We start from the raw sequence: 18681 nt of genomic DNA on the forward strand, positions 1-18681 counted from the left end.
TCTCTGCCGACAGGCTGCGCCAGCTCGAGAATGACCGCCGAGACCGACCACGACCTCACCCGCGAGCCCGTTGCGACGCACGAGCCGTCGCCGCGCTCGGGTAGCATTGCGTTGGTGCTGCTGGTGGCCGCCGGCCTCGTCGCCGTCGCCGTCGGGCTGATGACGCTCGGGCGCGCGCAGGCGCAGCCCTATATCCTCGGCATCCTCGCCGTGCTGGCCATGGTCGGCCTGTTCAACCTGTTCGCCTTCGCCGCCGGGATCATCCGCTTCGCCGACCGCAGTCTCGATGATCCGGTCGTGGGCCGCATCGCCGATCATGGATTCGACGGGCTCGCGGTCACCGATGCCCGCGGCCACGTGGTCTATTCCAACGCCGCCTATCTGACGCTGACGGGCGCGACCGGGCCGCAGGACGTGCGCCCGGTCGAGCGTGTCTTCATCGGCAACCCCGACGTCTCCGAAGCCGTGTTCCGCCTGCTCAAGGCCGCGCGCGAAGGCAAACGGCAGCAGGAAGAGGTCCGCATCTCCGGCCAGGACGGCAGCCAGGGCCGTTGGTTGCGCATGCGGGTGCGCCCGCTCGGCACCGGCAAGCGCGAGGCGAAATACGCGGTGTGGTCGATCGCCGACATCACCCGCGACCGCGAGCGCCAGGAGGACGTGTTCCAGGAGCTCCAGCACGCGATCGAATATCTCGACCACGCGCCGTGCGGCTTCTTCTCGGTCAATCCGGCCGGCGAGCTCGCTTATGTCAACGCGACGCTGGCGAACTGGCTCGACTACGACCTCGCCGAGATCGGCTCGGGCGGCCTGAAGCTGACCGACATCGTCTCCGGCGACGGCGCCTCGCTGCTGACGTCGATCGTGGCGGTGCCGGGCGAGGTGAAGACCGAGGTCTTCGACATCGACCTGCGCATGCGCACCGGCAAGACCATGCCCGTGCGGCTCTATCACAAGCTCGCCTTCGGCGCTGACGGCGCGCCGGGGCCGTCGCGCACGCTCGTCATCAGCCGCGCCCGCGACGAGCGCAGCGATCCCGATCGCGCCGCCGAAGTGCGCTTCATGCGCTTCTTCGACCATACGCCGATGGCGATCGCGACCGTGGACCGCGCCGGCAACGTGGTGCGCGCCAACGCGCGCTATGCCAAGCTCGGGCAGGCGCTCGGGCTCGACAGCTCCTCCAAGTCGATCTTCCGCGCGGTGAATTCGCGCGACCGTCACCTCCTGATCGCGGCCATCAACCAGGCCGCCGATGGTCAGGCCGACGTCGCGCCGGTGGAAGTGGCGCTGGAAGGGCCGAGGGAGCGCTGGGGTCAGTTCTTCGTCACGCCGGTCGATGCCGCCGAGAATGAGGCGGAAGCCGCCATCGTGCACATGCTCGAGACCACCGAGCGGCGCGCGCTGGAGAACCAGATCAACCAGTCGCAGAAGATGGAGACGGTCGGCCAGCTCGCCGGCGGCATTGCCCACGACTTCAACAACGTGCTCTCCGCCATCATGATGGCGAACGACTTCCTGCTGAACGCGCACAAGCCGACCGACCCGTCGTTCCAGGACATCATGCAGATCAAGCAGAACGCGACGCGGGCCGCGACCCTGGTGCGGCAGCTGCTGGCGTTCTCGCGGCGGCAGACGCTGCGGCCGCAGGTGCTCGATCTCGGCGACGCGCTGTCCGATCTCGCCATGCTGCTGCGCCGCCTGATCGGCGAGAAGGTCAAGCACGAGACCATCCACGGCCGCGATCTCTGGCCGGTCAAGGTCGACGTCTCCCAGTTCGAGCAGGTGATCGTCAATCTCGCGGTGAACGCGCGCGATGCCATGCCCGACGGCGGCAAGCTGATCATCCGCACCGCCAACGTCACCGCGGAACAAGCGGCCAAGCTCGCCTACAAGGGCATGCCGGCCGCGGATTATGTCCGGATCGAGGTCGCCGACACCGGCACCGGCATTCCCGCCGACATCCGCGACAAGATTTTCGAGCCGTTCTTCTCGACCAAGGAAGTCGGCAAAGGTACGGGTCTTGGCCTTTCCACGGTCTACGGCATCGTCAAGCAGACCGGCGGCTTCATCTACGTCGATTCCGAGCCGGGCCAGGGCACCTCGTTCCACATCTTCCTGCCGCGTCACCACGCCGAGCCTGAAGCGCAGGTCGAGCAGCCGGCGGCTGTGGTGAGCGCGACCAGCGGCGCCGGGAAGGACGCCGCGGCGGCCGAGGCCAAGCCGCGCACCGATCTCACGGGGCAGGGCACCATCCTGCTGGTCGAGGACGAAGAGGGCCTGCGTGCGCTGAACGCACGCGGCCTGCGCTCGCGCGGCTACACCGTGGTCGAGGCCGAGAACGGCGTCGAGGCCATGGAAATGCTGGAAGAGCAGAGCGGCGCGATCGATCTCGTCGTCTCAGACGTCGTCATGCCCGAGATGGACGGCCCGACGCTTTTGAAGGCGATGCGGGAGAAAAATCCCGACATCAAGTTCATCTTCGTCTCCGGCTATGCCGAGGACGCCTTCGAGAAGAGCCTGCCCGAAGGCCAGCAGTTCGACTTCCTGCCGAAGCCGTTCACGCTCAGCCAGCTCGTGGCGGCGGTCAAGGAGACGATGGCGAAGCAGGGGTGAGGATAGGCGGCGCACGCCGTTCGCCCCTCCGTCATTGCGAGGAGCCCGCGACAAAATTGCGTAGCAGTTTTGCGCTGGTGCGACGAAGCAATCCAGAGTCTTTCCGCTGAGGCAGTCTGGATTGCTTCCGCCTTCGCCGAGGCTTCGGCGGACAAGTCGCTACGCTCGCATGACGGGGAAAGAGCGGAAATCTCGGCCCAAACCGCCGGTATCCCGCGACCACGGTTCCCCGGCGCGTCCGGCCAAGCCCCCGCCAAATATGGGCTTTTGCCACATCCCCGCGACTGAGGGCCGCAGCCATAGGTTCCGAAACCGGCTTCACTTTTCGGGAAGTCTGCCCATCTTAGGCGCACGTCCCCATGCCGGGGATTTGGGAAACGCACATGAATTTCTCGCTACGCTCCCGCAGTCTCTTCAAGACCATCGCTGTCGTGCTGGCGCTTGCGCTGCCGACTGCGCTGGCGATCTCGTCTGCCGACGCGCGCGTCGGCGGTGGCGGCTCGTCGGGTTCACGCGGCTCGCGCACCTATTCGGCCCCGCCCTCGACCACGACGGCGCCCGGCTCGGCCTCGCAGTTCAACCGCACCTACACCCAGCCGGGTCCAGGCATGAACTCGGCTGCTTCCGCGCCCGCGCGCGGCGGCCTGTTCGGCCGCGCCGGCGGCTTCATGGGCGGTCTTGCGGCCGGCTTCCTCGGCGCCGGCCTGCTCGGCATGCTGTTCGGCGGCGGCCTGTTCGGCGGCCTCGGCGGCCTGTCCTCGATCCTGGGCCTGATCATCCAGATCGCGCTCGTGGTGCTGGTGGTGCGGCTGGCGATGTCCTGGTGGCAGCGCCGTCACACGCCGCAGGCGGCCTATGCCAATGCGGAGGCGGGCGCAGGTTCCGGACCGCAGCCGAACCAGCGCGGCGGCCTTGGCGGTGGTCTTGGCGGCTTCGGCTTCGGCGCGAATGCCAATAACGCGCCGCTCGAGATCAAGCCGGACGATTACGAGGCGTTCGAGCGCCTGCTCGGCGATGTCCAGACCGCCTGGTCGAACGAGGACGTGGCCAAGCTGCACACGCTCGCGACGCCGGAGATGGTCTCCTATTTCGAGCAGGACCTCGCCCAGAACCGCGCGCGCAACGTCGTCAACAAGGTGACTGGCGTCAAGCTGCTGCAGGGCGATCTCGCGGAAGCCTGGCGCGAAGGCGAGACCGACTACGCCACGGTGGCGCTGCGCTTCGCGCTCACCGACAAGACGCTGGACCGCAACAGCGGCACGGTCGTCGCCGGCAGCGAGCAGCCGGGCGAAGTCACCGAAGTCTGGACCTTTGCCCGACGGCCCGGCAGCGGCTGGGAATTGTCGGCGATCCAGCAGACCAACTGATCGCAAAGCGATGGAGAACAAAGGGCGTCGTGCTCAAGCACGGCGCCCTTTTCTTTTGTGCCCCATTCATCGCGGCACCGGAATAAGTGGCGGCGCATCGGGTTGAAATCAGGCGGCCAACGACAAACACAACGGGAGGACAAGATGATCCGTATCAAGAGATCCGTGACGATTTCAGCGCTCGCTGCGGCCTCGCTTGCATTGCTTGGGGCGCCAGCCGTGGAGGCGCAGTCGGCCGACATGACGTTCTTCGTGACGTCCAACGGCCCGGGCAAGGGCGCCGATCTCGGCGGCCTGGAGGGAGCCGATGCGCAGTGCGCGAGGCTCGCACAGACCGCCGGCGCCGGTGCGAAGACCTGGCGCGCCTACCTCTCGACGCAGGCCGCCGACGGCAAGCCGGCCGTCAACGCGCGCGATCGCATCGGCAAAGGACCGTGGCAGAATGCAAAGGGCGCGGTCATTGCCAAGGATGTTGCCGAGCTGCACGGCTCCGCCAACAACCTCACCAAGCAGACGGCGCTCAGCGAGAAGGGCGAGGGTATCAACGGTATGGGTGACCAGCCGAACCGGCACGACGTCCTCACGGGATCGCAACCAGACGGCACCGCGTTTGCCGGTCCGGACGATCGCACCTGCAAGAACTGGACGTCGAGCACGCAAGGCACCGCGATGGTCGGCCATTTCGATCGCAAGGGCCTGCGCGATGACGAGCCGTCGAAATCCTGGAATAGCTCGCACCCCTCGCGCGGTCCCGATGGTGGCTGCTCGCAGGCCGATCTGAAGAGCACGGGCGGCGACGGCCTGCTGTATTGTTTCGCTGCGAATTGAGAGGCCGAGCTCCCTCGGCTCGTCATTGCGAGCGTAGCAATCCAGACTATCTCCGCGGAAAGGCTCTGGATTGCTCGCTAACGCCCGCAATGACGCGTGGGGCCGACGTTCCGCCTCATCACGACGGAACTTGCGCCGCATGCTAGGCTTGTCCTGCCTGCGTCTCAAAGGACCTCTCCCATGAAATACGAGCTCTATTACTGGCCCGAGATCCAGGGCCGCGGCGAATATGTGCGGTTGGCGTTGGAGGAGGCGGGGGCCGCTTATGTCGACGTCGCGCGCAGACCACGCGGCACAGCTGCGATGATGAAGATGATGGATGCACAGAAGGGCACGCCGCCCTTTGCGCCGCCGTTCCTGAAAGCCGGCAAGCTCGTCATCGGCCAGACCGCCAATATCCTGCTCTATCTCGGTAGCCGCCATGCGCTCGCGCCGAAGGCGGAAGCCGGCAGACTCTGGGTCCACCAGCTTCAGCTCACCATCACCGACCTCGTGGTCGAGATCCACGACACCCATCATCCGCTCGGACCCTCGCTCTATTACGAGGACCAGAAGCCGCCGGCGAAGAAACGCACGGCCGATTTCTGGGACGAGCGGGTGCCGAAATATCTCGGCTATTTCGAGCAGCTTCTCACCGGGAATGGCGGCGCCTATGTCACCGGCCGGCGGCTGACTTACGTCGATCTCTCGCTCTTCCAGATCGTCGCGGGGCTGCGCTATGCCTTCCCCAGGCGCATGAAGGCGTTCGAGACAGACATTCCGGGCCTCGTTTCCCTGCACGACCGCATCGCCGCGCGGCCGAACATCGAGGCCTATCTGGCGAGCGAGCGCCGCATTCCCTTCAACGAGCAGGGCATCTTCCGCCGCTATCGCGAGCTGGATGGCTAGTCTAGTCCATCCGCTCGAGCGAGCCCGCAGCCAGCGCTTCCCGCAGGCGGAACTTCTGAACCTTACCGGAGGCCGTCAACGGAAATTCGGAGCAGGCGAACCACAATATCGGCGTTTTATGTGGGGCCATTGCGTCGCGGCAATGCGCAGTCAGTCGCTCGGCGCATCCTGAAGCGCTTGACGACAGGCGAACGGCTGCTGCGACGACTTCGCCCCATTTCTCGTCCGGCGCCCCGAACACGGCGACGTCGGCGACCTCCGGATGGCGCAAGAGGCAGGCTTCGATCTCGACGGGATAGATGTTCTCTCCACCGCGGATGATCATGTCCTTGAGGCGACCGGTAACGCGGATATAGCCGCCCTCGTCGATCGTTCCCAGATCGCCGGTACGCAGCCATCCGTCGGACGTGATAGCCTGTTGGGTGTCGTCCGGTGCGTCGAAATAGCCGATCATCGTCTGGTACCCGCGGACTTGAATTTCGCCCTCTGTACCCGTCGGCAAGACACGAAAATCGCCGGGATCCGCGATGCGCACCTCGACGTTCCATAGCGGCTTTCCTACCGTATGAAGCCGTTCAAACTCCGGATCGTCGTCGCTCGTCTGCGCGACGATCGGGCTGAGCTCGGTCTGACCGAAGACGGTGACGACCGGAAGACCAAGCGCATCTTTCACGCGACGGTGTATCTCCGGCGAGACCGGAGCGCCCCCGGACAGCGCCACACGCAAGGACGACAGATCGTGCGGGGTGGCCTTCATCGCCTCGATCAGCGCGAGCAGCATCGTAGGAACGCCGAAGAGGACCTGCGCCCTGGACGCTTCGATGGCCTGCAGGACCGTTGGCGGATCGAAAAAGAGCGGGAGCACCAGTGTCGCGCGTGAGGTCATGCAGCCGAGCACGCTCATGACCGACCCGGCGGTGTGAAAGAGCGGCATCGGACTCAGCAGTACGCTGTCTTCTAGACCTGCTCTGGCCGCCACATAGCTCGCGTTCGTCACCAAGCCGCGGTGATGGAGGAGCGCCCCTTTAGGCTTGCCCGTGGTCCCGGAAGTGTACTGGATCTGCGCCGGATGCTGCGAATCGATCTCCGGCAACGCCGCTTCCGGCGTGTTGCGGATCTCGTCAAGCCAGCCTTCGAAGCAATAGCGGTGGATGCCGAGACCTTCCAACTCGCGGGCGATGGCACCTGTATCGACTTCGCGGAAACTCGATAGATGAAAGAGAGCTGATGATCTGGACTGCCGAAGAACGAATTCGAGCTCGCTCGGCTTGAACGCGGGATTGGCGGTGACCAGGATCACGCCGGCAAGCGCCGCCCCGTACTGCAAGACAACCCACTCCGGCACGTTCGGGGCCCAGACGCAGATGCGGTCTCCGCTCTCGACCCGTTGTAGCAGCCAACTCGCGCAACGCTGCGCATCGTTGTACAATTGAGCGTACGTCCACCGACGGTCAGTGCGTGAGGCCCCGACTGGGGAGGCCATCGATGACGGAACGACTTCGACCAGCGCTTCGCGATCAGGCACGGTGCCGGCAGCGGACGTGAGAGCACGACCGATGCTGACGTCGAGGATCGGCCGCGACGGATCGGCGGGATAGTAGGAATTGCGAAGCCTCGTTTCGTCCATGTCTAAGCCCCCTGACTCTTTTGTCTGTTTCGGACGTTGGATTTCGTCTCGAGAACCGTCCGCATCGCTTCTGCCCAGGCGGCGATGAGGCGCTCGCGCTTTCGCGCCGAGCTTCGGAGGTTGTCCGAGATCGCCAACCCCCTGATGAAATGGAGCGTCAGCGCCACGAATTCATCGTAGGCTTCCGATTCCGTCCATTTGCCAAAGAGCTGCAAATAGACTCGTTCGAGATCACGACGCGCGCCGCGCTCGGCCGCGATGAGCGCCTGCTTCAAAGCCGCGTCCGTGCGTGCGACGGCCCAGAGTTCAAGCTCGGCGAGATAGGCGGGCTGATGGGCGGCGAAGGCCAAGGCCTCGATGGCCGACTGCAGGGAATCCGACGATGCGCCGCTCGCCGCGCGGGATTGCGACACCGCCCGCTCATTGCGGCGGACAAGCTCCGCGACGGTCGCGGCCAGAAGCGATGCATGGTTGGGGAAATAATGCAGCAGGGCGCCCCGGCTAACTTCTGCCCGATGCTGGACAGCGAGGGTGGTCGTGCCGGCTACGCCGTGTTCGATCAGACATTCGACCGCGGCGTCGAGCACTCTCGATCGCATGGTCTCGGAGCCTTCAGACCCGCGCACGGACTTCGCCGCTCTGGACATGCACTTCCTCCTATCGACAGTCAGCGTTGACTGTAGCATGAGATGTGCTACAGTCAATGATGACTGTTTATGCCCGGAGGATACTATGCCGAATTTTTCGACGCTAAGCATCGTGACCCGCGAGGACGCTCCGCGCATCGCTCGCCTCGTCCTCAACCGCCCGGAACGCTTCAATGCCATCGACGATGCGATGCCGGCCGAAATCCGCGCCGCCGTGGAGTGGGCCGAGATGAATGACGACGTGCATGTCCTCGTTATCGAGGGCGCCGGCAAGGGCTTCTGCGGCGGGTACGATCTCGTCGCCTATGCGGAAAGCGAGATCGAGCATCCATGCCAGCAGGAGAGCGAGCCTTGGGATCCGCTCGTCGATTACGCAGTCATGAAGAAGAACACCGAAAACTTCATGAGCCTATGGAAATGCTCCAAGCCGACGATCGCAAAAATCCACGGCGCGGCGGTAGCTGGCGGTAGTGATATCGCGCTGTGCTGCGACCTGATCGTAATGGCAGAGGACGCCCGGATCGGCTACATGCCGACGCGGGTCTGGGGATGTCCCACCACCGCAATGTGGACATTCAAGCTCGGCCCGTCGCGCGCGAAAGAGCTCATGTTCACCGGCAACATGATCGACGGCCGGACGGCGGCCGAGTGGGGTCTGGCCAACGCCTGCGTGCCGATGGAGCAGCTCGAGAACGCGACCAGGAAGCTTGCGGACCGGATCGCCGGGGTGCCGAAGAGCCACCTTGCCATGCATAAAATGGTGGTCAACCAAGTCATGCTGAATATGGGATTGGAGCAGACGCAGTCGCTCGCCACCCTGTTCGACGGCATCACGCGTCACAATCCCGAGGGTCTGTGGTTCAGGCGGTACGCCCAGAAGCACGGCTTCAAGGCCGCGATCGAGTGGCGCGACAGCGGACGTCCGATTCCGGAGCGCGACGAGGCACGCAAGCAGATCAGCGAGTTGAAGAGCGGCACCTAGCGTGTTGCGCGAGAAGCGATCGATCGCGGCGCGATTTTCCCTTCTTCGAGAACGTCGCCGAAAGTGGACAGTCCGTCTCAGCCATCGACCCCCTGAACGATGATCGATCGATAGTCCGCGCCCAAAAAGCGGTGTCGGACGGCAGCTTGGTATTGGGGGCTGTCATAGAAGGTGCGCGCGGTCTCCATGGTCGGGAAGCTGACCATCACCACGCCTTCAGGCGAAGGCCCCTCCAGAACGTCCTGAGCGCCGTAGGCCGCGAGAACCGTCGCTCCCGAATTCCCCAGTAGGGGGGTGACCATTTCGGCATAGGTCTCCAGTTCACCCGCGTTGCGGGTGCGTTCGCGAATGAAGATGGCATAGACGCTCATCGATTAAAATCTCCGTTGAGGGTTCAAGATGAAATCAGTGCTGAACGACGATCTTGCCGAACACTTGGCGTCGACCCAGGTGTTCGATCGCCGCTCGCGCCTCCTCGAAGATGAAGGTACTGTCGATGACGGGTTTCAGGCCAGTTCGAGCGACGAAGCGCGTGAGCTCCTCAAGATCGCGGCGGCTGCCGGTCGTGATCGTCTGGAAGCGAGCAAAGCTAAAAAACATCGCCTTGTAATCGACGCTGCCCGCAAAGCCGCCGAGCACGCCGACCAGCGAAATCTGTCCGCTGGGAGCGATTGCCTTGATGGACTGCGCAAGCGAGGTCGCACCGCCCGTCTCCACGATACGGTCAATCCCACGATCGGTCATTGCGCGTGCCGTGGAGCCCCAGTCCTGATCGGCGCGATAATCGATGACCTCGTCAGCGCCCAGCGCTCGCAGACGATCGGCCTTTTCCGCGCTTGAGGTGGTGGCGATGACACGCGCACCCAACGCTTTGGCCAATTGCACTGCGAAGATTGAAACGCCGCCCGTGCCTTGCGTCAGCACGATGTCGCCCGCCCGGACGCCGGCAAGAGCCGACCAAGCAGTGACGCCCGCGCAGGTCAGAGCAGCGGCCTCTGCGAACGACAAAGTATTGGGCGCGGCGACCAGGGCTTCGGCGTCGACGACCTTATACTCGGTCAGCCAGCCATCCCGTTCGACCGAATATTGCTCTGCACCAGCCTCGAACGCGCCACCGAACCAGGTCGGAAAGAAGCTGCTGACAACGCGGTCGCCGATTGCAAAGCGGGTTACATCCGATCCTACCGCCTCGATTTCACCAGCCGCATCAGACAGCGGAACGACGTCCGCCTTGGCGGGAGCAGGGAATATCCCGGTGAGAAGGGCGAGGTCGCGAAAGTTAAGGGCCGTGGCGCGGACCCTGACCCGAACTTGTCCAGGTCCGGGAACGGGAAGATCCTCCTCGATGATCTTCAGGTCGTCGAGCGATCCAATCTTATTAGCTCTGTAGCTTCGCATGTCCCTCTCCAATCGATGAGGTGGGATAGATAGACTGGTTCGATCGTATGAGTAATGGCCCAAGCGCCTTGATTCCTGACCGATCGTCCGATATCGAATCGGGATGGATCCCTTCGACGACGTTGTGAGCGCGATGAGCGTGGCGAGTTCGCTCTATGTGCGATTCCGCTTTACCGCGCCGTGGGGTGTGGCATTCGATACCGGCTATCAGGCCCGGCTGGTGATGATCGCAGAAGGTGTGGGCTGGTTGCTGTCCGAGGGTGAGGTTCCCCTACCAGTGGCCAAGGGCGATTGTCTCATCGTCAAGGAAGGCACGCGGTTCGCGCTGGCGGATCGGCCCGACAGTGCCCTCGTGGATTGTGTGAACCTGTTTGCGGACCTGCCCGGCTTCTCGGAAGGGACCGGCTTCACCACCATCCCTGACCGCACGGTCAACTATGGCGGTAACGGCGCGCTGATGGAAATGGTATCGGCGCGTCTTTCATTCGATCCGATCGCGGCCGAGCCCTTGCTCGCCTTGTTGCCCGATCTGCTCCACGTTCGCTTGGCGCATGGTGACCTCGATCTGCTCGAGACCACCCTAGGCCTGATTGGCCTGGAAAGCCGCGCAGATGGGCTCGGCGCGGACTTAGTGGTAGAGCGACTGACGGACGTGTTGTTCATTCAAACGATCCGCGCGTGGGTTGCGGCGGACGGGACACGGGCCGGCGGGTGGCTTGCTGCGCTGAGGCACAGATCCTTGGCCAAGGTTATTCGCTCCGTTCATGCGGACATCGCACGCGACTGGACGGTCGAGGAGATGGCTCGTGTCGCAGGCGTCTCGCGCTCCACCTTCGCTCAGAACTTCCGTTCGGTTCTCGGAGAGACGCCGCTGAGCTATGTGACGCGGTGGCGGATGTATCGCGCCAAAACCCTGATGCGGAAGGGCGCGGCCTTGGCGGAAGTGGCGGTCAGGGTCGGGTATGACTCCGATACCGCGCTAAGCCGCGCCTTCCGGCGTGTCGAGGGACTGGCGCCTGGAGAGTGGCGGCGCACCTTGGCTGCGGAGGCGAACAGGCCTGCGTTATGATCCGCGGCGTGCGGCCGGGTCCAGATCTTCGTCAATATTGCGGGCCTCTCAACCCTTCTCGACTGCGCTCCAGCTAGAGCGTTTTCGAGCGAAGTGGATACCGGTTCGCGTCAAGAAACGCGTCAAAAAATAGAAACTTAGCCGGTCCGGAGGGAGGCTGGCGGCAGCCCCCGTTCCGGACCGGCCGCTTCGGGCGCGATCAATCGCCCGAAAACGTCATGGCTGCCGCCGGGCTGCGCGTGCGCCGGACCAGGATGACCGTCTGAAGCATCGGGAGCGGAAGAAAGCTCTGGCTGGTCGGGGCAGGGCGGCTTGCAGAACATCGTCGCGTCTTTCGTTGCGTTGCGTGCCGCCGCTGTCTAGCGAAGTCCGCTTTCGGCGGCGTCAGCCGTTCGGAGGAGGCAGCGCAATGCGCGCTCACCAAACGCCGGGCATCAGGCGATAGCGCACCCGCGCCGCATAATCGGCATAGCCCGGCAGGCCCTCGCGCAAGGTGCGCTCCTCGATTCCGATGCGGATCGCGAACAGGAGGACCAGGAGCGGGACCATCACGAGTCCCCACCACGAGCCCAGCAGCAGCGGCACGCCGGCGAAGAACAGGACCATGCCGCTATACATGGGATGACGCACATGGGCGTAGGGACCGCTCGAGATCACGCGCTGGGCGCGCTCAGCCTGCAGTTTCACCACCGGCGCAGCGAACGAGTTTTCGCGGAACACCCACATCGTGGACAGTGTCGAGGCCAGGAACAGCGCAAGGCCGAACGCCTGGAGTGCGACCGGCATGTCGGACGATTGAAGGCGCCGGTCGACGCCGATCAGCACCAGCCAGGCCAGCATCGCGACGACGAAGACGCTCATGAACAATTTGTCGGCTGCTGGCTGATCCTTCTGCAGCACCGGCCGCAGCCGCTCGGCGAGCAGCGCCGGATCGATCCGGTAGAGCCACCAGCCGCAGAGCGGGCCGAGCAGGGTGCATGTCGCGAGGAACACCCAGGCCGAAGGCCAGCGCAGCGTCCCTGCGGAGGCGAACAGCAGCGCGCCCATCGCGGCGGTGGTGATCGTGTTCTGCAGCAGCAGTCTGGCGATCATTGGCGATCTTGTTCTGTCCCACGCCGGCGTATTGATAGCCTGCTTTCCGGCAAACATGCGGCGCGAGGCGACAGGGACCGGGTTCAGACCTTGATCGGCGGTGTAAAGGCCGCGATGAGCCGAACCAGATCCGCCTGTCGTTTGGTTCCGGTCTTGGCGAAGATCCGGGCGAGATGGGTCTTGATCGTGGATTCGGCGATGCCCATGCTCCTGGCCACGTCGGGAACCCCGCCGATCTCGACGATGGACAGGAAGACGCGCAGCTCGGTCGGCGTCAGCCTGAACAGCTTGCGGATGAGGTCGGGCGCGACGATCGTATCGAGCGCTGCCTTGCTGACGAACAGGACGGCGCAGGCGTCGTAGCTCGCTGCGAACCTTTGCCGGCGCCCGGCGGTCAGCGGCAGGAGATGCGCGACAAAATGCGCGCCATCGCGGGCCGTCAGATGCAGCGAGATGCTCGCGCTCGTCATCGCGCGGTCGCCGACAACCGTGCCCGCCAGCGCCTGCCGCAGCACGCGATCGGCATTCGGCTCGGACGTCACCAGCCGGCCACGGACCGAACGAAGCACGTCGGCCTCGTCCAGGATGTCGCGCGCGCTGGCATTGGCGTGCGTGATACGAGCCTCGGCATCGAGCAGCAGGATGGCGGTTCGCAGGGCGTCGAGCGTGCGCATCGACGTCGTCTCCAATGCGTTCTGCTGCTGCAGCTTCTGCCTGACGACCATGGCCCGTTGCAGGTGCGGCGTGAGGTGGGAGATCACCTGGTACATCCTGCGGTCGACGGGGCCGCCGGCCTTCATGATCGAGAGGCGGGATATTCCCTCAGGCGATTTGTCGAGCAGGATATTGGCGGCGTCCTCGAGGCCCTGCGGCCGCGTCCATTCGTTGTAGAACATGGTGGTGCGGAATTCGTCGACGTCGATCCAGTCCCTGATGGTCTGGATCTGGCCGACCGGCGCGTGGAGCACGCTGCGCGACGGATCGAACGGTTCATAGGTTTCGATGTAGGACTGAACATAGGCCGGCTCGACACCAACGGCATGCGCGATCACGGCCTCGCCGTCTGCTCCGATCCGGACCAGACCGCCGCTTTGGCCGCCCGCCAGGTCGACGATGCAACGAAGCGTCGCCGACCATCGGGAATCGTCGAGCGCTGCATCGTAGATGCCCGCCACCAGCGACAGCAGCTCTTCATTCAGTTCCATGGTTTGTCCCATCGACGCATGCTCATTCGGCCTCGCAGATGAGCACGCCGCATGCGGAAATTTGATGAGCCGGATCACACTTGAAGGCCGCGCCGAGCTGGAGCGGTGGTTTTCGGGCCAATCGTGCGCGTAGGGAAAATGGCCGCGGTGGGGCAGGCGGGCCGGGTGCAAGGTTCGCGTGGACGCGAACAATCGCGCGCCCATGGCGGCAACGAGCGTGGTGTCAAGCAACGGCCGTCTTGCGATCATGCGCAGGTCCCGGGGTGGCCGCGCATGATGTTCCCGCTATCCGGCGAAGATGCGCCGGACACGAAACAGGCCCGATCGACCGGATCGGGCGATTCGTCCTTCGAGAAGATCGATCAGGCGAGCTGATCGATCCGCGTGCCCTGACCCGGCGGCAGCGGTGCGGGCGGCTGCGGCTTGTAGGTGGGGTCGGCGTCCTTGGTCTTGGTCTGATCGTCCTGCTGCTTGGTCGTGTCGTAGCTCGGAACCACGATCGCGATCGGCGGCGGCGCAACGGTGGAAACCTTCATCCGCAAATCCTCACACATGGAAACAATTGACCCTGCGCTGCGAGGAGCGAAAATTCCTTCAAGGCAATCGTTAAAATGCGAGCGATTGGTGTGGTAGGAGGCGCTGTTCGTGCCCTGCATCGTGCCTTATGCGAGCGACGACTAAAACCCTCCTCGTCATTGCGAGGAGCTCTTGCGACGAAGCAATCCAGACCGTCACCGGAAGGATTCTGGATTGCTTCCGCCTTCGCCAAGGCTTCGGCGGACAAGTCGCTCCGCTCGCAATGACGGAGTACGAAGCGAGCTGCGTCGCGTCGCAATTGCACCTTGTCCGCAGCAAGTGCGGAAGAGGGCCTCCGCCTATTCGTCCTTGCCGCGCGTGATCGCGATGGACGCGTCCTTCTTGGTGCGGGTGCATTCCATGTTGAGTCGCCGATAGCGCATGCTGATCTTGTCGCCGCGCAGCAGACCCATCCGCTTCAGGCAGCGTGTCGCGCCCGTCGTGGTGTCGTCCTTGGTCACGGTGAAGACGATCGCCGCCATCGACCCCACCAGCGCATAGAATTCCGGCGTCGGCTTGCGATCACCCTTGGCATAGAGCTCGATGGAATATTTGTCGCCGCGGCAACCCACGGACAGCTCCTTGGCCGCCGGGTGCGTCAGGTAGACGGTGTTCGCAGCGCGGAAGTTCACCTTGAGGCGATCGACCTGGTTCGCCAGCTCCTTGGCACTGTCGTCGCAGCGGTCGGCGCGTGCGGGCGAGGTGAGGGTCACAAGGCCGGTGATGGCGGCGGCGACCAGGATCGCGCCGCGGACGTTCAAGTTCAATGTCATGATGAAAAGCCCCTTAGGGCGCGCATTCAAGCGTCGTCGGGCGCGAAGCGCAAGGGTGGGAAGGGGCATTTCCCCGTGCGGCTTGGCTGTTCTCTCGCCTGCAATCTGCTATACTTGATTGTATGACCAAGCTCCTGGACGAGGCTATCCGTCAGGTCGTGCAGCTTCCCGAAGGCGAGCAGGATGCCGCCGCGGGGGCGTGGCTCGACTATGTCAAACACATGCGGGACATCCAGCTGACCGAGGAGCAGATCGCCGAAGTGCGCCGTCGCCGAGCCGATCCAAACCGCAAATTCCTCTCCCTTGATGAAGTGCGTGCGCGCGTCGAGCGCTTTGGGTCCTGAGGGGCCACGGAGCTGATCTTCGATGATCAGGCGGTTGCTGATCTCGAAGGTATCTTCAATTGGATTTCACAGGATAGTCCGGCCGCTGCCCGGAAGGTGACCGATCGGCTGCTCAAGAGTATCGGGCAGTTGACGTCCTTCCCCTTTATGGGGCACGTCGGGCATGATCCCCAGACATTTGAGTGGGTTGTGCCCCGGCTCCCCTATGTCGTGATCTATGAGGTCGATGGGTTACGCGCACGAGTTGTCGTAACTGCAGTATTTCACGGCGCACAGGCCCGAGATTCTTGAGTGGGCGCCTGCCCCTTGCCGGGAGACAGAATGGGGTCTCTTCCATGCGCTCCGCTCACTTCCCTTTGCAGCAAAAAAGCTTAGAACGCTTCTATGCTGAGAGGCCCGCCAGGGCTCCAAAAACCCGAGATTCGCTCCATGAACGCTCCGACCGCCTTCCCCGACCCGTCAAAGCCCGTTCCGCCCTACAAGCACACCCCGCTATTCCCGCTGGGCAAGGACGAGACGCCCTACAAGAAGATCACGGCCGAGGGTGTCAGGGTCGAGAAGGTCCTGGGCAAGGACATGCTGGTGGTGTCGCGCGAGGCGCTGCGGGCGCTGTCGGAGGCGGCTTTCGGCGACATCAACCATTATTTGCGCCCCGGCCATCTGAAGCAGCTCCGCGCCATCCTGGAGGACGGCGAGGCCAGCCCGAACGACAAGTTCGTCGCGCTGGACTTTTTGAAGAACGCCAACATCGCCGCCGGCGGCGTGCTGCCGATGTGCCAGGACACCGGCACCGCGATCATCATGGGCAAGAAGGGTTGCAACGTCATCACCGACGGCGACGACGAGGCGGCGCTGTCGGAAGGTGCGCGCGACGCGTATCTGCGCCGCAATCTGCGCTACTCGCAGGTCGCGCCGCTCTCGATGTACGAGGAGAAGAACACCGCCAACAACATGCCGGCGCAGTGCGAGATCTACGCCGAGGGCGATGACGCCTACAAGTTCATGTTCATGGCGAAGGGCGGCGGCAGCGCCAACAAGAGCTTCCTGTTCCAGGCGACGCCCTCGGTGCTGACCAAGGACCGGCTGCTCGCGTTTCTCAAGGAGAAGATCCTGACGCTGGGCACCGCGGCGTGCCCGCCCTACCACCTCGCGATCGTGATCGGCGGCACTTCGGCCGAGCTCTGCATGAAGACGGTGAAGCTCGCTTCCGCCCGCTATCTCGATGCGCTGCCGACCCACGGCTCGCCCGACGGCAACGCCTTCCGCGACGTCGAGATGGAGAAGGAAATCCACAAGATGACGCAATCGCTCGGCGTCGGCGCGCAGTTCGGCGGCAAGTACTTCTGCCACGACGTCCGCGTGATCCGCATGCCGCGTCATGGCGCATCGCTGCCGATCGGGCTCGGCGTTTCGTGTTCTGCCGACCGCCAGGTGCTCGGCAAGATCACCAGGGACGGCGTCTATCTCGAGGAGCTCGAGCACAACCCGGCGCAATATCTGCCGCAGGTCGAGCAGGCGCTCGGCGGCGAGGTCGTCAAGATCGATCTCAACCAGCCGATGAAGGACATCCTGGCGACGTTCTCCAAGCACCCGATCAAGACCCGCGTCTCGATGACCGGCACCATGATCGTCGCGCGCGATAGCGCCCACGCCAAGCTGCGCGAGCGACTGGAGAAGGGCGAGCCGCTGCCGGACTATTTCAAGAACCACCCGGTCTATTACGCCGGCCCGGCCAAGACGCCCGAGGGCTACGCCTCCGGCGCGTTCGGTCCGACCACGGCGGGCCGCATGGATTCCTTCGTCGACCAGTTCCAGGCCGCCGGCGGCTCGATGGTGATGGTGGCCAAGGGCAACCGCGCGCCGGCGGTGCGCGAGGCCTGCAAGAAGTATGGCGGCTTCTATCTCGGCTCGATCGGCGGCGCCGCGGCGAACCTTGCCGAGCACTGCATCAAGAAGGTCGAGGTGCTCGAATATCCCGAGCTCGGCATGGAAGCGATCTGGCGCATCGAAGTCGTCGACTTCCCCGCGTTCATCATCATCGATGACAAGGGCAACGACTTCTTCAAGGAGCTGAACCTGGGCTAGCCAATCCTGCGTCGTCCGCCGGTTCTCGGACCGGCGGACGATTTACGCAGAGCGCGCTCAGCGCTTTATTATGAACGACATCGCGCCGCCATTTTCGGCGCTGTCGAACATGACAAGCGCGCGGATGTTGGCTGCGTCTTCCTCGAGGGGAAGCAGAATTTCCGCTTTCGCCTCTTTTGGGGCTGTGCTCAGATCGAGCGTCGCCAGTGATTTGGCAGTCTTGCTGCTGCCGTCCCACAGCCAGACGCTATAGGGAACGTCTTCGTCACGCGTTGGCCCTGCGAGGATCAAGATGCCGTTGTTCACCACGGCAAGGTCGCGGATGCCGGTATTCTCCCCGAGATCGAGCGGCGTCGAGGCGGGTTTGAGATCGTCGTCCTTGGTAAAGAGCGCGCTTGCATCGACGCTGAGCACAAAGGCCTGACGGTTCAGCGATGGACCTCGCAGCCCGAAGTAAATACGGTCGTTCCTGACTGCAATCCCTTCGACGTTGACACCGCCTTCCGCGAGCGGCTTGTTGAACTTCGATCCGACGTCGTTACTCTTTTCAATCACTTCGCGCAGCCGCGGGCTCGGTTCGACGCCTTCGACCTTCTTGGCGTTGGGTTCGGTCTTGGGTGCGCCGGTTTGCGGATCCACGGCAATCCGAAACACGACGTAGCTCGACAGATTCTCCTTGTCGCTCTTGCGGCTTCGGCCGTGCGAGCCGGTTACATAGAAGAAGCCCTTTTCATACGCGACGCCTTCGGCATCGGGGTCCTTGTCGTCATCCGAAAGCCGGATGAGCTTCCGGGGAACTAGGACGTTGCCTTCGATCGAGAAGAACTGTGCGTATTTCTTCTCATCATTGGCGATCAGGCATGACGTGAACTTCGGCGTGGTGGGCACGCACGCCGCTCCGCTCAAATTCATGCGTGGCTGATCCTTGAACTTGTCGTCCTTGTCGTCTTTCTCGAAGATCGAGGCGGGCTTCCAGGCGGATGCCTCCGGGGCAATCTTCGGCGGCAATTGTTCGCCGTGCCCGGTCGACATCGCTGCTCCGAGCAGAATGCAAACGAACGCGGCTGTCAGTGATCGATGAAATGCATGCATGATGCTGTACGGCATTCTTCCCTCCCGGGTGCAATGCTCAAATACAATCCTGAATTGTTAAGAAGACAAGAGCGAGAATGTCGCGGAGCGCTCTCTTC

At 63.8% G+C, this 18681-nt stretch carries 18 protein-coding genes; 9 read left to right on the forward strand and 9 right to left on the reverse strand.

The genetic code is table 11. The features are described from left to right. Positions 1-30: 30 nt before the first annotated feature. The 4 genes from cckA (at position 31) to GDN70_RS14490 (ending at position 5693) form a co-directional block, all read left to right on the forward strand. Positions 31-2610: a cell cycle histidine kinase CckA gene (cckA, locus tag GDN70_RS14475; RefSeq protein WP_038948109.1), complete on the forward strand. Its 2580-nt coding sequence runs from the start codon at positions 31-33 to the stop codon at positions 2608-2610. A gap of 359 nt (positions 2611-2969) precedes the next feature. Continuing rightward, positions 2970-3977, forward strand: a complete 1008-nt coding sequence (locus GDN70_RS14480; RefSeq protein ID WP_152102705.1) for a Tim44 domain-containing protein — start codon at positions 2970-2972, stop codon at positions 3975-3977. Positions 3978-4121: 144 nt separating this feature from the next. Beyond that, complete coding sequence (locus tag GDN70_RS14485; protein WP_028142772.1) at positions 4122-4805, forward strand: lectin; 684 nt, start codon at positions 4122-4124, stop codon at positions 4803-4805. Between the two features lie 180 nt (positions 4806-4985). After that, positions 4986-5693, forward strand: coding sequence for a glutathione S-transferase (locus GDN70_RS14490; RefSeq protein WP_028142773.1), 708 nt, complete (start codon positions 4986-4988; stop codon positions 5691-5693). A gap of 1 nt (position 5694) precedes the next feature. Here the strand turns inward: GDN70_RS14490 and GDN70_RS14495 are convergent, their stop codons facing one another. Then, positions 5695-7320: an AMP-binding protein gene (locus GDN70_RS14495; RefSeq protein WP_095425273.1), complete on the reverse strand. Its 1626-nt coding sequence runs from the start codon at positions 7318-7320 to the stop codon at positions 5695-5697. Positions 7321-7322: 2 nt separating this feature from the next. Continuing rightward, positions 7323-7967, reverse strand: coding sequence for a TetR/AcrR family transcriptional regulator (locus GDN70_RS14500; RefSeq protein WP_028142775.1), 645 nt, complete (start codon positions 7965-7967; stop codon positions 7323-7325). A gap of 85 nt (positions 7968-8052) precedes the next feature. On the opposite strand from GDN70_RS14500, the gene GDN70_RS14505 reads away from it, so the two are divergent. Then, positions 8053-8949, forward strand: a complete 897-nt coding sequence (locus tag GDN70_RS14505; RefSeq protein ID WP_152103697.1) for a crotonase/enoyl-CoA hydratase family protein — start codon at positions 8053-8055, stop codon at positions 8947-8949. A 77-nt stretch (positions 8950-9026) separates the two neighbouring features. On the opposite strand, the gene GDN70_RS14510 is transcribed toward GDN70_RS14505, so the two are convergent. Both GDN70_RS14510 and GDN70_RS14515 read right to left on the reverse strand, forming a co-directional pair. Then, complete coding sequence (locus GDN70_RS14510) at positions 9027-9320, reverse strand: DUF1330 domain-containing protein (protein WP_152102706.1); 294 nt, start codon at positions 9318-9320, stop codon at positions 9027-9029. Positions 9321-9354: 34 nt separating this feature from the next. Further along, the gene (locus tag GDN70_RS14515) at positions 9355-10347 is read right to left on the reverse strand and encodes an NAD(P)-dependent alcohol dehydrogenase (RefSeq protein WP_028142778.1); all 993 of its coding nucleotides are present in this window, start codon (positions 10345-10347) and stop codon (positions 9355-9357) included. A 103-nt stretch (positions 10348-10450) separates the two neighbouring features. Here GDN70_RS14515 and GDN70_RS14520 point away from each other — a divergent pair, with 103 nt between their 5' ends. Next, the gene (locus GDN70_RS14520; protein WP_038971620.1) at positions 10451-11416 is read left to right on the forward strand and encodes an AraC family transcriptional regulator; all 966 of its coding nucleotides are present in this window, start codon (positions 10451-10453) and stop codon (positions 11414-11416) included. Positions 11417-11833: 417 nt separating this feature from the next. On the opposite strand, the gene GDN70_RS14525 is transcribed toward GDN70_RS14520, so the two are convergent. The 4 genes from GDN70_RS14525 to GDN70_RS14535 all read right to left on the reverse strand — a co-directional run bounded on the left by GDN70_RS14525 (position 11834) and on the right by GDN70_RS14535 (position 15062). Continuing rightward, on the reverse strand, positions 11834-12508 hold the full coding sequence (locus GDN70_RS14525) for an isoprenylcysteine carboxylmethyltransferase family protein (protein ID WP_028142779.1): 675 nt from the start codon (positions 12506-12508) through the stop codon (positions 11834-11836). Between the two features lie 83 nt (positions 12509-12591). Next, positions 12592-13713, reverse strand: a complete 1122-nt coding sequence (locus tag GDN70_RS14530) for a helix-turn-helix transcriptional regulator (protein WP_095425270.1) — start codon at positions 13711-13713, stop codon at positions 12592-12594. Positions 13714-14075: 362 nt separating this feature from the next. After that, a complete protein-coding gene (locus tag GDN70_RS34935; protein ID WP_018321873.1) occupies positions 14076-14249 on the reverse strand; it encodes a hypothetical protein in 174 nt (57 codons plus the stop codon). Positions 14250-14588: 339 nt separating this feature from the next. Next, on the reverse strand, positions 14589-15062 hold the full coding sequence (locus GDN70_RS14535; RefSeq protein WP_095425268.1) for a hypothetical protein: 474 nt from the start codon (positions 15060-15062) through the stop codon (positions 14589-14591). Positions 15063-15184: 122 nt separating this feature from the next. Here GDN70_RS14535 and GDN70_RS14540 point away from each other — a divergent pair, with 122 nt between their 5' ends. The 3 genes from GDN70_RS14540 (at position 15185) to GDN70_RS14550 (ending at position 17491) form a co-directional block, all read left to right on the forward strand. Beyond that, positions 15185-15406: a hypothetical protein gene (locus tag GDN70_RS14540; protein ID WP_152102707.1), complete on the forward strand. Its 222-nt coding sequence runs from the start codon at positions 15185-15187 to the stop codon at positions 15404-15406. A gap of 63 nt (positions 15407-15469) precedes the next feature. Next, positions 15470-15697 carry a type II toxin-antitoxin system RelE/ParE family toxin gene (locus tag GDN70_RS14545; RefSeq protein WP_244625900.1) on the forward strand — a complete coding sequence of 76 codons (228 nt, stop codon included), beginning with the start codon at positions 15470-15472 and terminating at the stop codon, positions 15695-15697. Positions 15698-15835: 138 nt separating this feature from the next. Beyond that, positions 15836-17491: a fumarate hydratase gene (locus tag GDN70_RS14550; RefSeq protein WP_038948099.1), complete on the forward strand. Its 1656-nt coding sequence runs from the start codon at positions 15836-15838 to the stop codon at positions 17489-17491. A gap of 57 nt (positions 17492-17548) precedes the next feature. Here the strand turns inward: GDN70_RS14550 and GDN70_RS14555 are convergent, their stop codons facing one another. Further along, a complete protein-coding gene (locus GDN70_RS14555; protein ID WP_152102708.1) occupies positions 17549-18598 on the reverse strand; it encodes a DUF3616 domain-containing protein in 1050 nt (349 codons plus the stop codon). Positions 18599-18681: the final 83 nt, after the last annotated feature.

The organism is Bradyrhizobium sp. TM102 (genome assembly GCF_009176685.1).
GTDB classification, from domain to species: domain Bacteria; phylum Pseudomonadota; class Alphaproteobacteria; order Rhizobiales; family Xanthobacteraceae; genus Bradyrhizobium; species Bradyrhizobium ottawaense.

Coding starts and splice junctions, on each gene's coding strand:
- cckA (WP_038948109.1), top strand. CDS start 31: ATGACCGCCGAGACCGACCACGACCTCACCCGCGAGCCCGTTGCGACG.
- GDN70_RS14480 (WP_152102705.1), top strand. CDS start 2,970: ATGCCGGGGATTTGGGAAACGCACATGAATTTCTCGCTACGCTCCCGC.
- GDN70_RS14485 (WP_028142772.1), top strand. CDS start 4,122: ATGATCCGTATCAAGAGATCCGTGACGATTTCAGCGCTCGCTGCGGCC.
- GDN70_RS14490 (WP_028142773.1), top strand. CDS start 4,986: ATGAAATACGAGCTCTATTACTGGCCCGAGATCCAGGGCCGCGGCGAA.
- GDN70_RS14495 (WP_095425273.1), bottom strand. CDS start 7,320: ATGGACGAAACGAGGCTTCGCAATTCCTACTATCCCGCCGATCCGTCG.
- GDN70_RS14500 (WP_028142775.1), bottom strand. CDS start 7,967: ATGTCCAGAGCGGCGAAGTCCGTGCGCGGGTCTGAAGGCTCCGAGACC.
- GDN70_RS14505 (WP_152103697.1), top strand. CDS start 8,053: ATGCCGAATTTTTCGACGCTAAGCATCGTGACCCGCGAGGACGCTCCG.
- GDN70_RS14510 (WP_152102706.1), bottom strand. CDS start 9,320: ATGAGCGTCTATGCCATCTTCATTCGCGAACGCACCCGCAACGCGGGT.
- GDN70_RS14515 (WP_028142778.1), bottom strand. CDS start 10,347: ATGCGAAGCTACAGAGCTAATAAGATTGGATCGCTCGACGACCTGAAG.
- GDN70_RS14520 (WP_038971620.1), top strand. CDS start 10,451: ATGGATCCCTTCGACGACGTTGTGAGCGCGATGAGCGTGGCGAGTTCG.
- GDN70_RS14525 (WP_028142779.1), bottom strand. CDS start 12,508: ATGATCGCCAGACTGCTGCTGCAGAACACGATCACCACCGCCGCGATG.
- GDN70_RS14530 (WP_095425270.1), bottom strand. CDS start 13,713: ATGGAACTGAATGAAGAGCTGCTGTCGCTGGTGGCGGGCATCTACGAT.
- GDN70_RS34935 (WP_018321873.1), bottom strand. CDS start 14,249: ATGAAGGTTTCCACCGTTGCGCCGCCGCCGATCGCGATCGTGGTTCCG.
- GDN70_RS14535 (WP_095425268.1), bottom strand. CDS start 15,062: ATGACATTGAACTTGAACGTCCGCGGCGCGATCCTGGTCGCCGCCGCC.
- GDN70_RS14540 (WP_152102707.1), top strand. CDS start 15,185: ATGACCAAGCTCCTGGACGAGGCTATCCGTCAGGTCGTGCAGCTTCCC.
- GDN70_RS14550 (WP_038948099.1), top strand. CDS start 15,836: ATGAACGCTCCGACCGCCTTCCCCGACCCGTCAAAGCCCGTTCCGCCC.
- GDN70_RS14555 (WP_152102708.1), bottom strand. CDS start 18,598: ATGCCGTACAGCATCATGCATGCATTTCATCGATCACTGACAGCCGCG.